Source organism: Streptomyces sp. NBC_00620 (assembly GCF_026341825.1).
Lineage (GTDB): Bacteria > Actinomycetota > Actinomycetes > Streptomycetales > Streptomycetaceae > Streptomyces.
The window spans coordinates 1844288-1857100 of the sequence record NZ_JAPENY010000001.1 but is presented as its reverse complement, the minus strand read 5'-3'; the positions used below and the strand labels follow the sequence as shown (position 1 = coordinate 1857100).

13 protein-coding genes are annotated in these 12813 nt (G+C 69.2%); 6 read left to right on the top strand and 7 right to left on the bottom strand.

Annotated features, from left to right (window positions below):
* The first annotated feature begins 163 nt into the window (after nt 1-163).
* Together OG246_RS08500 and OG246_RS08495 are read left to right on the top strand one after the other, a co-directional pair.
* Entirely contained in the window at nt 164-844 is a 681-nt protein-coding gene (locus tag OG246_RS08500; protein WP_266458184.1) for a GntR family transcriptional regulator, read from the top strand.
* Nucleotides 841-2139 (top strand): nitrate/nitrite transporter, encoded by a 1299-nt coding sequence (locus OG246_RS08495; RefSeq protein ID WP_266458181.1) that lies wholly within the window; start codon nt 841-843, stop codon nt 2137-2139. The genes OG246_RS08500 and OG246_RS08495 overlap by 4 nt, the downstream gene beginning before the upstream one ends.
* Before the next feature lie 107 nt (nt 2140-2246).
* Here OG246_RS08495 and OG246_RS08490 read toward each other — a convergent pair whose 3' ends face one another.
* Nucleotides 2247-3071 carry a maleylpyruvate isomerase family mycothiol-dependent enzyme gene (locus OG246_RS08490; RefSeq protein ID WP_266458177.1) on the bottom strand — a complete coding sequence of 275 codons (825 nt, stop codon included), beginning with the start codon at nt 3069-3071 and terminating at the stop codon, nt 2247-2249.
* 154 nt (nt 3072-3225) lie between these two features.
* On the opposite strand from OG246_RS08490, the gene OG246_RS08485 reads away from it, so the two are divergent.
* Nucleotides 3226-4020, top strand: coding sequence for a carbon-nitrogen family hydrolase (locus OG246_RS08485; RefSeq protein ID WP_266458165.1), 795 nt, complete (start codon nt 3226-3228; stop codon nt 4018-4020).
* Between the two features lie 192 nt (nt 4021-4212).
* Here the strand turns inward: OG246_RS08485 and OG246_RS08480 are convergent, their stop codons facing one another.
* Nucleotides 4213-4707 (bottom strand): LURP-one-related/scramblase family protein, encoded by a 495-nt coding sequence (locus OG246_RS08480; protein WP_266458159.1) that lies wholly within the window; start codon nt 4705-4707, stop codon nt 4213-4215.
* A complete protein-coding gene (locus OG246_RS08475; RefSeq protein ID WP_266458156.1) occupies nt 4704-5717 on the bottom strand; it encodes a GlxA family transcriptional regulator in 1014 nt (337 codons plus the stop codon). Before OG246_RS08475 ends, OG246_RS08480 begins: the two co-directional genes overlap by 4 nt.
* 52 nt (nt 5718-5769) lie before the next feature.
* On the opposite strand from OG246_RS08475, the gene OG246_RS08470 reads away from it, so the two are divergent.
* A complete protein-coding gene (locus tag OG246_RS08470; RefSeq protein ID WP_266458155.1) occupies nt 5770-6162 on the top strand; it encodes a cupin domain-containing protein in 393 nt (130 codons plus the stop codon).
* A gap of 105 nt (nt 6163-6267) precedes the next feature.
* Here the strand turns inward: OG246_RS08470 and OG246_RS08465 are convergent, their stop codons facing one another.
* The 4 genes from OG246_RS08465 to OG246_RS08450 all read right to left on the bottom strand — a co-directional run bounded on the left by OG246_RS08465 (nt 6268) and on the right by OG246_RS08450 (nt 10968).
* Nucleotides 6268-6513, bottom strand: coding sequence for a hypothetical protein (locus OG246_RS08465; protein ID WP_266458153.1), 246 nt, complete (start codon nt 6511-6513; stop codon nt 6268-6270).
* Nucleotides 6514-6613: 100 nt separating this feature from the next.
* Entirely contained in the window at nt 6614-7921 is a 1308-nt protein-coding gene (locus tag OG246_RS08460) for a M18 family aminopeptidase (RefSeq protein WP_266458150.1), read from the bottom strand.
* Between the two features lie 176 nt (nt 7922-8097).
* On the bottom strand, nt 8098-9924 hold the full coding sequence (locus OG246_RS08455; RefSeq protein WP_266458147.1) for an acyl-CoA dehydrogenase: 1827 nt from the start codon (nt 9922-9924) through the stop codon (nt 8098-8100).
* Between the two features lie 180 nt (nt 9925-10104).
* The gene (locus OG246_RS08450) at nt 10105-10968 is read right to left on the bottom strand and encodes an intradiol ring-cleavage dioxygenase (protein ID WP_266458145.1); all 864 of its coding nucleotides are present in this window, start codon (nt 10966-10968) and stop codon (nt 10105-10107) included.
* Between the two features lie 225 nt (nt 10969-11193).
* Here OG246_RS08450 and OG246_RS08445 point away from each other — a divergent pair, with 225 nt between their 5' ends.
* Nucleotides 11194-11685: an SseB family protein gene (locus OG246_RS08445; RefSeq protein ID WP_266458142.1), complete on the top strand. Its 492-nt coding sequence runs from the start codon at nt 11194-11196 to the stop codon at nt 11683-11685.
* 120 nt (nt 11686-11805) lie between these two features.
* A complete protein-coding gene (locus OG246_RS08440; protein WP_266458139.1) occupies nt 11806-12777 on the top strand; it encodes a pirin family protein in 972 nt (323 codons plus the stop codon).
* Nucleotides 12778-12813: the final 36 nt, after the last annotated feature.

Genomic DNA, 12813 nt, shown 5'->3' with positions numbered 1-12813 from the left:
AATGCCCAAGGAGCGCGGCCACATGGGAGAGCCGCCTCTCGTGTGACACGTAAGTAGCACGAAAGGTTGTGCGCTTAATTGGAGAGACGTTCGATCGCGAATCCGGGCGTCCGCATTCTGGAATGACGCGACCATGCGTACGTGTTGTATCTATGCTGTGCCCATGTCCTCCGCCCCGTCCCCCGCGGCAACCCGGCCCGCGTCCGCGAAACAACCCCCCGCCGCCGAGCGCGTCTACGCGCACGTCAAGCAGGGTGTCCTGGAACGCCGTTACGAAGGCGGGACGCTGCTCACCGAGGGCGAGCTCGCCGAGGCCGTGGGGGTCTCCCGCACGCCGGTCCGCGAGGCGCTGCTCCGGCTCGAGGTCGAAGGGCTGATCAAGCTCTACCCGAAGAAGGGCGCGCTGGTCCTGCCGGTCTCCGCCCAGGAGATCGCGGACGTCGTCGAGACGCGGCAGCTCGTCGAGGGACACGCGGCGCGCAAGGCCGTACCGGCCTCGCCGCGGCTCCTCGCCCGCCTCGAGGAACTCCTCGCCAGGCAGAAGGAGCAGGCCGCCGCCGGGGATCTGGCCGGCGCCGCCGTCACCGACCGCTGCTTCCACGCCGAGATCGTCCGCAGTGGCGGCAACGAGATCCTCTCCCGGCTCTACGACCAGCTCCGCGACCGGCAGTTGAGGATGGGGGTGGCCGTGATGCACGCCCACCCCGACCGGATCACCAAGACGCTCTCCGAGCACGAGCAGATCCTGGAGGCGCTGCGCGCCGGTGACGCGGAGGCGGTCGTCGGCCTCATCCACGGGCACGTCAGCTGGTTCTCCAACCTGGCGCGGGGCGAGGTCCGATGAGTTCGTCAGCCACGCTGCCCGGGGATCCGCCCGGCGGGCGGCGCGCCCTCGCCGTCTGGGGCGTCGGCGTCTCCGTCTACTTCGTCGCCGTCATCTTCCGTACGTCCCTGGGCGTGGCCGGCCTGGACGCGGCGGACCGCTTCCACGTCAACGCCTCCGCCCTCTCCACCTTCTCGATCCTCCAGCTCCTGGTCTACGCGGGCATGCAGATACCGGTGGGCCTGCTGGTCGACAGTCTCGGCACCAAGAAGGTGCTGACCATCGGCGCGGTGCTGTTCACGGCAGGGCAGTTGGGCTTCGCGTTCTCCCCCTCGTACGGGATGGCGCTCGCCTCGCGCGCGCTGCTTGGCTGCGGCGACGCGATGACCTTCATCAGCATCCTGCGGCTCGGTACCCGGTGGTTCCCCGCCCGGCGCGGGCCGCTCGTCGCGCAGCTCGCGGGGCTTGTCGGGATGGCGGGCAACCTCGTCTCGACGCTGGTGATCGCCCGGCTGCTGCACGGAGTGGGCTGGACGGCGGCGTTCGCGGGCAGTGCGGGCGCCGGTGTCGTCGTCCTCGTCCTCATGCTGCTGTTCCTGAAGGACCACCCCGAGGGGCACGAGCCTGAGCCGTTCCCGCACCAGGGGGCCGCCTACGTCCGGCGCCAGATCGCGGCGTCCTGGCGGGAGCCCGGGACCCGGCTCGGGATGTGGGTGCACTTCACCACGCAGTTCCCGGCGATGGTGTTCCTGCTGCTGTGGGGCTTGCCGTTCCTGGTCGAGGCGGAGGGGCTTTCGCGGGCCACCGCCGGTGAACTGCTGACGCTCGTCGTGCTGTCCAACATGGTCGTCGGACTCGTGTACGGGCAGGTCGTGGCCCGGCATCATGCGGCGCGGCTTCCGCTGGCGCTCGGCACGGTGGCCGCGACCGCCGTTGTCTGGGCGGGGGTGCTGGTGTACCCCGGTGAGTACGCGCCGATGTGGGTGCTGGTGGTGCTGTGTGTGGTGCTGGGTGCCTGTGGGCCGGCTTCCATGCTGGGGTTCGACTTCGCCCGGCCGGCGAATCCGCCCGAGCGGCAGGGGACCGCGTCCGGGATCACCAACATGGGGGGCTTCGTCGCCTCCATGACCACGCTGCTGGCGATCGGGGTGTTGCTGGATGCCACCGGTGACAACTACCGGGTCGCCTTCTCCGCCGTGTTCGTGCTTCAGGCGGTCGGGCTGAGTCAGGTCTTCCGGTTGCGGAAGCAGGCGGCTCGGAGGGAGCGGGAGCGGTTGGTTGCTAGTCGGGTGGAGACGGTGCACGTTCCGGCGTAGGGGGTGAGGGGTTGGGGGGAGTTTTTTTCGCCCCCTCCGCCCCTACCCGTCCCGTTTCTGGGGCTCCGCCCCAGGCCCCGCTCCTCAAACGCCGGAGGGGCTGAAAACTACTTCGTGACCGTGAAGTTCCTCAGGATCGCCGTCGTCAGTTCCGGGTCACCCTCCGTCTTGATGCGGTCGGCGACCGCCTCGGGGGTCACTCGGCCGCAGGCCAGGCGGTAGAACGTCTCCCAGTCGAGGGTGAGGGTGGCGGCCGGGCCCAGGGAGGGTGCGCCGTCCACCTTGCCGTTGCCCTCGGCGTCGACGCGGACCGTCCGGAGGAACTCGACAGGACCGTGTATGTCGAAGACCACCGCCGAATTCGCGGGCGCCCCCGCTTCCTTGGCGACGACTCTCGGGAGTGCGGCGAGCAGCCCGTCGCGGACGATGTACGCGCCCGGGGAGTCGAGGTTGCCCGGCCGTCCGAGGGCGGCGCGGAGGTCCTGCTCGTGCACCCACACGTCGAACGCCCGGTTCCGCATGGCGTGTTCGAGGGTGACCTCGGTGCCGAGGGGGCCGCGCACCTTGGCGTCGGGCTGCCGGTTCTCGTTCCGCAGCTGACGGTTGCGGCGGATGATCGTGTACTCCAGCTCGGAGGTCATCTCCGGGGCGGTGTGGTGACGGCGTACGTCGACCTGCATCTCCATGTACCGCTGGTGTTCGTTCGTCACGTGGTACAGGTCGCGCGGGAGCGTGTGGATCGGGCGCGGGTCGCCGAGCATCTCGCAGTCGAGACCGATGACGTGCGAGACGAGGTCGCGCACCGACCAGCCCGGGCATGGCGTCCGCCTGTTCCACTCGCCTTCCACAAGCGGGGACACCAGCTCGGATATCGCTTCCACGGAATGGGTCCAGGCGTCGGCGTAGGACTGAAGGCTGGGATGCAGACTCACGGAACGGGACCCCTCGGGCGGTTGGACGCGGGCAGTGCAGAGGCAGCGGGTGTCTTGGGACGCTAAGTTACGCTGCTGTGAGGCACCCCGGCAGTGCTTTGGTGTGACGATCGTAGGCCCGTATCAACGGCTCGAATGCCAGGACGGTGGTAGTGTGCGCGCCTCTCTCCTCCAGATCGACGTAAACGAGACCGAATCCGTCGATTCGCGGCGTGTACGTGTGGCGGCTCTGGTACGGGAGCAGGCCGGTGCCGATCTCGTGGTGCTGCCCGAGCTGTGGACCACGGGGGCGTTCGCGTACGAGGGGTTCGGCGCGGAGGCCGAGCCGCTGGAGGGGCCCACGTACGAGGTGATGGCCAAGGCGGCGAGTGACGCGGGTGTCTGGCTGCACGCGGGCTCGATTCCCGAGCGGGACCCCGAGGGGGCTCTCTACAACACCTCCCTCGTCTTCTCGCCCTCCGGTGAGCTGGCCGGCGCCTATCGCAAGATCCATCGGTTCGGCTTCGACAAGGGTGAGGCCGTGTTGATGGGGGCGGGGGCCGAGCTGGTCACCGTCCGGCTGCCGGAGACCACTCTCGGGCTTGCCACCTGCTACGACCTTCGCTTTCCCGAACTCTTCCGTGGGCTTGTCGATGCGGGTGCCGAGACTCTTGTCCTGGCGGCCGGGTGGCCCGAACGGCGTCGTTCGCACTGGACGCTGCTTGCTCAGGCGCGTGCGGTTGAGAACCAGGCGTACGTTCTTGCCTGTGGGACGGCCGGTACGCACGCCGGGGTTCCCCAGGCCGGGCACTCCATCGTGGTCGATCCGTGGGGTGAGGTTCTCGCGGAGGCGGGTTCTGGTGAGGAGGTCCTCACTGTGGAGTTCGACCCGGTGAGGGTCGGGGTGACCCGGGAACAGTTCCCGGCGCTGAAGGATCGGGTGCTGGGGCTGGAGACTCCTCGGCGCTGATTGCCTTGGCGCCCGGGGTGGGGGCTGGGGTCGGGGTGGGTGCGCTTGCCTGCGCTTGCAGGGTGCCGCTGTGCCCACCCGTGCCGCCCCTAGCGGCACGCATGCCCACAGCTGTGACGGACGGACGGACGGGTGGGTGGGCCGCCGCCCCTCGCGGCACGCATGCCCACAGCTGAGACGGCTGCAGCGGTATCAGTCCTCTCCCCGTTCCTTCTCCGCCAAGTGGATCACGCATACCGCCACCGCGATCATCAGTGCCGGGTCCGCGTCCTCTCGTACGACGTCGACGCCGTACGTTTCGCGGATGTGGAGCCAGCGGCGGGAGATCTGGGCGAGGAGTTCGTTGTCGTAGTCGACGGCGAACTCGCGGTCGAGGATCTTGCCGCTGACGTCGAGTTCGGTGCCGTCCACCAGGGACACGCGGTAGTGGTTGCGCAGCAGCGACAGCCGCTTGCGCTTGATCGTGGCGAGAGGGTCGCCGTCGCGTTCGATGATCATCGTGTCGCGCAGGGCGAGCATCTTCTGGTGGATGTCGATGAGGACGCGCCCCCGCGTGTCCTTCAGCTCGAAGGTGTCCCGCAGCCGCATGGCCTTGCCGTCGACGAGGAAGACCTTGTTGCCGTGGTCGTCCTCGATCCAGTAGTCGTCACCGAAGCCGAGCAGCCGGTCGCGTACGAGGTATCTCATGCCATCACCGCTTCCCCGGCGGGCGGTCCGAAACGCCGCCGATAGGCCGACGGGCTGAGTCCGGTCGCGCGCCGCACCCGCTCCCGCAGGTTCGCGGCGCTCCCGAGACCGCTGCGTTCCGCGACGACGTCGAGCCGCTCCTCCCCGCGCTCGATGAGCCGGCAGGCCAGCGCGACCCGCTCCCCGGTGAGCCAGGCCAGCGGGGTCGTGCCGAGCTGCGCCCGGAAGCGCCGGTGCAGTGTCGCCGGGCTGACCGCCGCCCGGGCCGCCAGGTCCGCGACCGTGAGCGGTTCGCCGATCCGCCCTTGCGCCCACGCCAGCAGCGGGGCGAGCGACTCGTCGGGGACGTCGGGCACGGGCCGCTCGACGAACTGCCGCTGCCCGCCGTCGCGGTGAGCGGCGAACACGAGCCGCCGGGACACGGCGTTGGCGATCTCGGCGCCGTGGTCGCGCCGGATGAGGTGCAGCCCGAGATCCAGTGCGGCCGCGCTGCCGGCCGCCGTCAGCACGTCGCCCTCGTCCACGAAGAGCACGTCGGGCTCCAGCAGGACCTTCGGATGGAGCTCGCGGAAGGAGTCCGCCCAGCGCCAGTGCGTGGTGGCCCGGCGCCCGTCGAGCAGCCCCGCCTCGGCGAGCGCGAAGGTGCCGGTGCAGAAGCTCACGACACGGGCGCCGCGTGCATGGGTGCGCCGGATGGCCTCGCGCACGGTGCTGTCACGCGGGACGACGTTGTCGGGGCGGCCCGGGACGATCAGGGTGTCCGCGGCGTCCACCGCCTCCAGCCCCGGCACTCCGGTCAGGGTGAAGAACCCGTGGTTCATCCGGACCCCGGGCGTGGGCGTGCACAGGGTGAGGTCGTACAGCGGCTGAGGCAGCCCGAGTTCGGGGCGCGGCAGCCCGAACAGCTCTGTCGAGACGCCGACCTCGAAGGGGTTCGTGCTCTCGTCGACGATCACGGCGACCCGGTGCGGCCGGGTCGCGGGTGCGCGCTGCGAGGATCCTTGCGGCATATGCGATTTCTAGCACTCACCGGGATGCCGGGCCACCGCCGAGGATGACGGCATGGCCAACGAACCGATCGCCCTCCCCACCGCCCTCGCCTCCTTCACCGACCTGTGGAGCCCCCGCATCGTCACCTCCGTCAACGACTACGACGTACGCGTCGCGAAGGTCGAAGGGGAGCACGTCTGGCACGTGCACGACCACACGGACGAGTTCTTCCTGGTGGTCGAGGGCGAACTGCACATCGCACTCCGGGAAACGGCCGGCGAGCGGACCGTCGTACTCCCCAAGGGCTCCCTCTTCACCGTCCCGCGAGGCACCGAACACAGGCCGTACGCGCCACAGCCCACCTCGATCCTGATGTTCGAGCCCACCGGCACCCTCACCGTCGGCGACCGCCACGACGAGGTCCCGGACCATGTGGACGCGACGACGGGTCACGCACTCGCGTAGGGGCAAGCTCTCGCGTAGGGCCCGGTCCGCCTCACCGAAGGCGGGACGGACCGGCTGCCGCCCGTGCTTGCGGGGATGTACGCCCGACAGGGACGGACCTCGGGGCTACGAGCCCTGCCCGTCGCGGTAGCTGCCCCGGTGCGGGCGTTCCTCGTCGATCACCGGGGTGCCGGCCCCCATGACCACGCGCCTTCGCCTGGCGACGCTGCTGAAGGTCGCCACACCGATCAGTCCGACGATCATGAAGATGATGCCGACCAGGTCGAGGTTGACACCTTGCATGTCCCAGTCGGTCGCGAACGTGAGGATCGCTCCTGCGGCGATCAGAATGATGCACCCGCCCAGGCCCATGGGTTTCGCCTCCTTGTGTTCGACTCGGCGTCGTTCTGGCCAACTCCGGGTACCCGACCCGGCCCTGGACATGCGGACGCACGCGGAGGCATCCGGTGGGCTATCCCTCCAGGAAGGCGACCATCGCGTTCGCCAGCAGGAACGGGTCGTCCGCGCCGCACAGTTCACGCGCGCTGTGCATGGACAGGATGGCGACCCCGATGTCGACGGTCTTGATGCCGTGGCGGGCCGCGGTGATCGGGCCGATGGTGGTGCCGCAGGGCATCGAGTTGTTGGAGACGAAGGACTGGAAGGGCACGCCGGCCTTCTCGCAGGCGGCGGCGAAGACCGCGCGGCCCGAACCGTCCGTGGCGTAGCGGTTGTTGACGTTCACCTTGAGGATGGGGCCGCCGCCCGCGCGCGGGTGGTGCGTCGGGTCGTGCCGCTCCGCGTAGTTGGGGTGGATGGCGTGGCCGGTGTCCGAGGACAGACAGACGGTGCCGGCGAAGGCGCGCGCCCGGTCCTCGTACGAGCCCCCGCGCGCGAACACCGAGCGCTCCAGGACGCTGCCGAGGAGCGGCCCGTCCGCGCCGGTGTCGCTCTGCGAGCCGTTCTCCTCGTGGTCGAAGGCGGCGAGGACGGGGATGTACGGGAGGTACGGCTGACCGGCGTCAGCCGTCGCGACCGCCGCGAGGGCCGCCGTACCGGCGTGCACGGACAGCAGGTTGTCCATGCGCGGTCCTGCCAGCAGCTCCCTGTCGCGGCCCAGGTAGGAGGGCGGCTCCACGGAGTGGGTCATCAGGTCCCAGCCGGTCACCTCGCCGGCGTCAAGGCCCGACTCCTCCTCCAGGAAGGCGATCAGGTCGCCGTCGCGTACCTCCTCGCCCAGGCCCCAAATGGGCTGCAGATGACGCTGCTTGTCCAGCTTCAGGCCCTCCGTGGACACGGAACGGTCCAGGTGGACGGCGAGTTGGGGCACCCGCAGCAGCGCGCGGTCGATGTTCACCAGGCGCGTCGAGCCGTCCCGCAGCGAGAGGCGCCCCGCCAGGCCCAGGTCCCGGTCCAGCCAGGAGTTCAGCAGCGGCCCGCCGTAGATCTCCACGGCCACCTGCCGCCAGCCGTGCGCCCCGCTGTCCGGGCGCGGCTTCACCCGCAGGTTGGGGGAGTCGGTGTGCGCGCCCACGATCCGGAACGGGGTGTGCGGCTCGGCGCCCTCCGGGACGTACCAGGCGACGAGCGCACCCCCGCGCAGCACGTACTTCCCGCCGCTCGTCCCCTCCCACGCGTCGGTCTCGGCGACCTGACGGAATCCGGCCTTCTCCAGCCGCTCGGCGGCGTTCGCCACGGCGTGGTACGGCGTCGGACTCGCCGCCAGGAAGGGCATGAGGTCGTCGGTGTGGCCGCGGTCGAAGCGGGAGGGAGTGCTCATGGGGTTCACCTTAACGACGCCCGAGGGCCCGCTCCCGGGGATGGGAACGGGCCCTCGTAACGGGGTTGTGAAGGGCGGACACCTGACTGGAAGGACAGGTTCCAGTCAGGTGTCCGCCCTGTCCCGGAGTGCGCCGCGGCGCGGCTTTGGTGCGACGCGGCAGGAATCCGGAGGACTTAGAAGGCCGCCTCGTCCAGCTCCATCAGGTCGAGGTCCACGCCCTCGGCGAGCTTGCGCGCGCCCGTGACACCCGGCAGGACGGTGGCGGCGAAGAACTTCGCGGCCGCGATCTTGCCGCTGTAGAAGGGCTTGTCCTTCGCCGAGGCCGTCTCGAGCTTCTCGGCGGCGACCGCGGCACCGCGCAGCAGCAGGTAACCGACGACGACGTCACCGGAGGCCATCAGCAGCCGGGTGGTGTTCAGGCCCACCTTGTAGATGTTCTTGACGTCCTGCTCGGTCGCCGCGAGGTCCGTCAGCATCAGGCCGACGATGGCCTCCAGCTCGACGGCGGCCTTGGCGAGCTGCTCGCGGGCCGCGGAGAGCTCCTCGCCGCCCGTGCCGAGGGCGAGGAACTTCTTGATGTCCTCGGCGAGGGAGTTGAGCGCCGCGCCCTGGTTGCGGACGATCTTCCGGAAGAAGAAGTCCTGGCCCTGGATCGCGGTGGTGCCCTCGTACAGGGTGTCGATCTTGGCGTCGCGGATGTACTGCTCGATCGGGTACTCCTGGAGGAACCCGGAGCCGCCGAAGGTCTGCAGCGACTGCGCGAGCTGCTCGTAGCCCTTCTCGGAGCCGTAGCCCTTCACGATCGGCAGGAGCAGGTCGTTGAGGGCGTGCAGCTGCGAGGTGTCCTCGCCCGCCGCCGTCTGGACCGCGATCTCGTCCTGGACGGCCGCGGTGTGCAGTACCAGGGCGCGCATGCCCTCGGCGTACGCCTTCTGCGTGATGAGGGCGCGGCGCACGTCCGGGTGGTGCGTGATGGTGACCTTGGGCGCGGCCTTGTCCATGAAGTTCGCGAGGTCGGGCCCCTGGACGCGCTCCTTGGCGTACTCGAGCGCGTTCAGGTAACCCGTCGACAGCGTCGAGATCGCCTTCGTACCGACCATCATGCGAGCGAACTCGATGATCCGGAACATCTGGCGGATGCCGTCGTGCTTGTCGCCGATCAGCCAGCCCTTGGCGGGGTGCCGGTCGCCGAAGGTCATCTCGCAGGTGTTGGAGGCCTTGAGGCCCATCTTGTGCTCGACGTTCGTGGCGTAGGCGCCGTTGCGCTCGCCCAGCTCGCCGGTCTCGAAGTCGAACAGGTACTTCGGGACCATGAAGAGGGACAGGCCCTTGGTGCCGGGACCGGAGCCCTCGGGACGGGCCAGCACGTAGTGAAGGATGTTCTCCTCCATGTCGTGCTCACCGGAGGTGATGAACCGCTTCACGCCCTCGATGTGCCAGGAGCCGTCCTCCTGCTCGATCGCCTTGGTGCGGCCGGCGCCCACGTCGGAGCCCGCGTCGGGCTCGGTGAGGACCATGGTCGAACCCCAGGTCCGGTCCACCGCGATCTGAGCGATCTTCTTCTGTACGTCATTGCCCTCGTCGAAGAGGATCCCCGCGAAGGCCGGTCCCGACGAGTACATCCAGACAGCCGGGTTCGCACCCAGGATCAGCTCCGCGAACCCCCAGATCAGGGACGCGGGGGCGGTCGTACCGCCGATCTCCTCGGGCAGGCCCAGACGCCAGTACTCGGAGTCCATGAAGGCTTTGTACGACTTTTTGAAGGACGCCGGTACGGGTGCGGTGTTGGTCTCCGGGTCGAAGACCGGCGGGTTGCGGTCGGCGTCCGCGAAGGACTCGGCGAGCTCGTTCTCCGAGAGCCTGGTCAGCTCCCCGAGGATGCTCTTGGCGGTATCGACGTCCATCTCCGCGAACGGGCCGGTGCCGTACACCTTGTCGCGCCCGAGCACCTCGAAGAGGTTGAACTCGATGTCGCGGAGATTCGACTTGTAGTGCCCCATGGCGACGGCTCCGTAAGGGATCGGGGAGGCCGAAGCACTTCGGAGAACTCGCAGCCTCGTTTCACGTACCAGCAAGTAGCTACGATGATGCTACCCGTCGGTAATAAGACGCAACCCCGAACGGGCATCTGTGACGAGTCCGACCGCGAGCCTCACGACGCGCAGGGCCGTGCGCCTGCCCTACACCGGAACCGTGAGAGTGGCCGTGTAGCCCTTCTCGACGCTACCCGCCATGGTCGCCAGCTGCTGGTCGTAGCCGTCGCTGAAGATGCCGTCCGTCTCCAGCGAGAGCTGGCTCAGGTTGGACACGCTCTTGCTGTAGCCGTCCGTCGCGTACACCGTGTCGCAGACGTCCTTCGGGAACGCGAGCTGCGAGGTGTTCGTGATGGAGGTCGCCGCCGTGGCGTCCGCCAGGCTGCCGTAGACCTCGAAGTGGATGTGCGGCCAGCGGCCCGAGTAGCAGGCGGGGAAGATGCTGGTGAAGGTGACCTGGCCCTTGTCGTCCGTCTCCTGGACCCCGCGCAGGTAGTTCTCCTCGGTGACGCCCTCGGAGTACAGGGAGTAGTTCCCCTCCCGGTCGCAGTGCCACAGATAGACGGCCGCGCCCTCCTTGGCCGTGCCGCAGCCGGAGGCGGCGTCGACGACCGTGAGCGTGATCGTCAGGGGCACTCCCTCGGCCGTGCCGCCCGCCGAGTCGCCGAAGCTCGACCTGATGTCGCTCCGCACGACACCGCTCTCCTTCAGGACGTTCACGCCGTTCGAGCCGTCGCCGGGGTACGGGCCCGCCGTCTCGTTCGGGATCGTCGCGCACTCGGCGGACGAGGAGGAGGAGGAAGAAGAAGACGAGCTGCTGGAGGAAGAAGAGGAGGACGAGGTGGATGAGGAGGCGGAGGTCTCGTCGTCGGCCGCGCAGCCGACCAGGGGTATCAGGCTCGCCCCCGCCATCAGCCGGATCATCCGGCGGCGGGCGAGGACGGGGAGGTCGTAGGAGAGACCCCTGTCGTGCTCGTGGACTTCGTCGTCGTGGTGTCCGTGTCCGTGCATGGCCCTGCCCCCTGTTGCTGGTTGCCCGATCTTTGCCGGTGCGTGGTGCGTTCTTTGATGAGGCAGAAGCTATGAGCGCCCGCTGTGGGAAACCAGGGCGGTGTCTGTGAACTCCCCATGGGTGTGCCGGGTTCCCGGGCGTCCCGTGCGCGCCCTGTACCGGCCGGCCCGGTCGGTCACCCCGTACCGGCACGCCGGGGCGGTCGCCTCGGTACGCTTGCGCGCATGTACGGCTATGACCAGAACGCGGGTGCACAGCAGGGGTACGCCGCGCCCCAGCAGCAGATGCCCGGGCAGATGCCGGGCGGCCAGATGCCCGGCGGGTACGGGCAGCAGCCGCCGCTCTACCCCGAGCCGTCCCCGCCGTCCCTCGCGGACGCGGTCCGCGCGTTCACCACGGGATCGATGGCCGCCGAGGACTTCCAGCAGGTCTTCGCGACCTCGAAGGTCTACTGCCCGCGCGGCGACAACCCCGGATTCCTGGCGCTGCACAACACCCAGCAGCCGGTCATCCCCATGTTCACCTCGCTCAAGGAGCTCCGCCGGTACGCCGGCAAGGAGTCCAAGTACTTCGTGATCACCGGCGCCGAGGTGATCGACCTGCTTCCCACCGGCTACGGCTTCGTGGTCGACATGGAGGGCGAGCACCGCATGGTCTTCGACGCCAAGGCGGTGGAGCAGATGGTGGACTTCGCGATGCGCCGTATGTACGGCTGAGGCTCACCTGCGCCTGTACTCATCCCGGACGCCCGGAGGGAATGCCCTCCGGGCGTCCGTCGTTACGGGTAGCAGAAAGTTCAACAATCAACTAAACTGAACGCACAAGGAGGTACCGACATGCCTGCAGTGACCGTCGAGAACCCGCTGACCCTGCCCCGCGTAGCCGCGTCCGCCGACGCCGTGGCCCGCCCGGTGCTCACCGTGACGACCGCGCCCAGCGGCTTCGAGGGCGAGGGCTTCCCGGTCCGCCGTGCGTTCGCCGGGATCAACTACCGCCACCTCGACCCGTTCATCATGATGGACCAGATGGGCGAGGTGGAGTATGCGCCCGGGGAGCCGAAGGGCACCCCCTGGCACCCCCACCGCGGCTTCGAGACCGTGACCTACATCCTCGACGGCATCTTCGACCACCAGGACTCCAATGGTGGCGGTGGCACCATCACCAACGGTGACACTCAGTGGATGACCGCGGGCTCGGGCCTCCTGCACATCGAGGCTCCGCCGGAGTCGCTCGTCATGTCGGGCGGTCTCTTCCACGGCCTGCAGCTGTGGGTGAACCTGCCTGCCAAGGACAAGATGATGGCCCCGCGCTACCAGGACATCCGTGGTGGCCAGGTGCAGCTGCTGACCACCCCCGACGGCGGCGCGCTGCTTCGCGTCATCGCCGGTGAGCTCGACGGTCACCAGGGCCCGGGCGTCACGCACACGCCGATCACGATGGTCCACGCGACCGTCGCGCCCGGCGCCGAGGTCACGCTGCCGTGGCGCGAGGACTTCAACGGTCTCGCGTACGTGCTGGCCGGCCGCGGGTCCGTCGGTGCGGACCGCCGTCCGGTGCACCTCGGACAGACGGCCGTCTTCGGCGCGGGTTCCTCGCTGACCGTCCGCGCGGACGAGCAGCAGGACGCCAACACCCCGGACATGGAGGTCGTGATCCTCGGCGGCCAGCCCATCCGTGAGCCGATGGCCCACTACGGCCCCTTCGTCATGAACACCCGCGAGGAGCTCCAGCAGGCCTTCGAGGACTTCCAGAAGGGCCGCCTGGGCACGGTCCCCGCGGTGCACGGAATGACCGAGGGCGGGCTGTAACCACTCCCGGTCCGGTACGGCACGACAAAGGCCCGA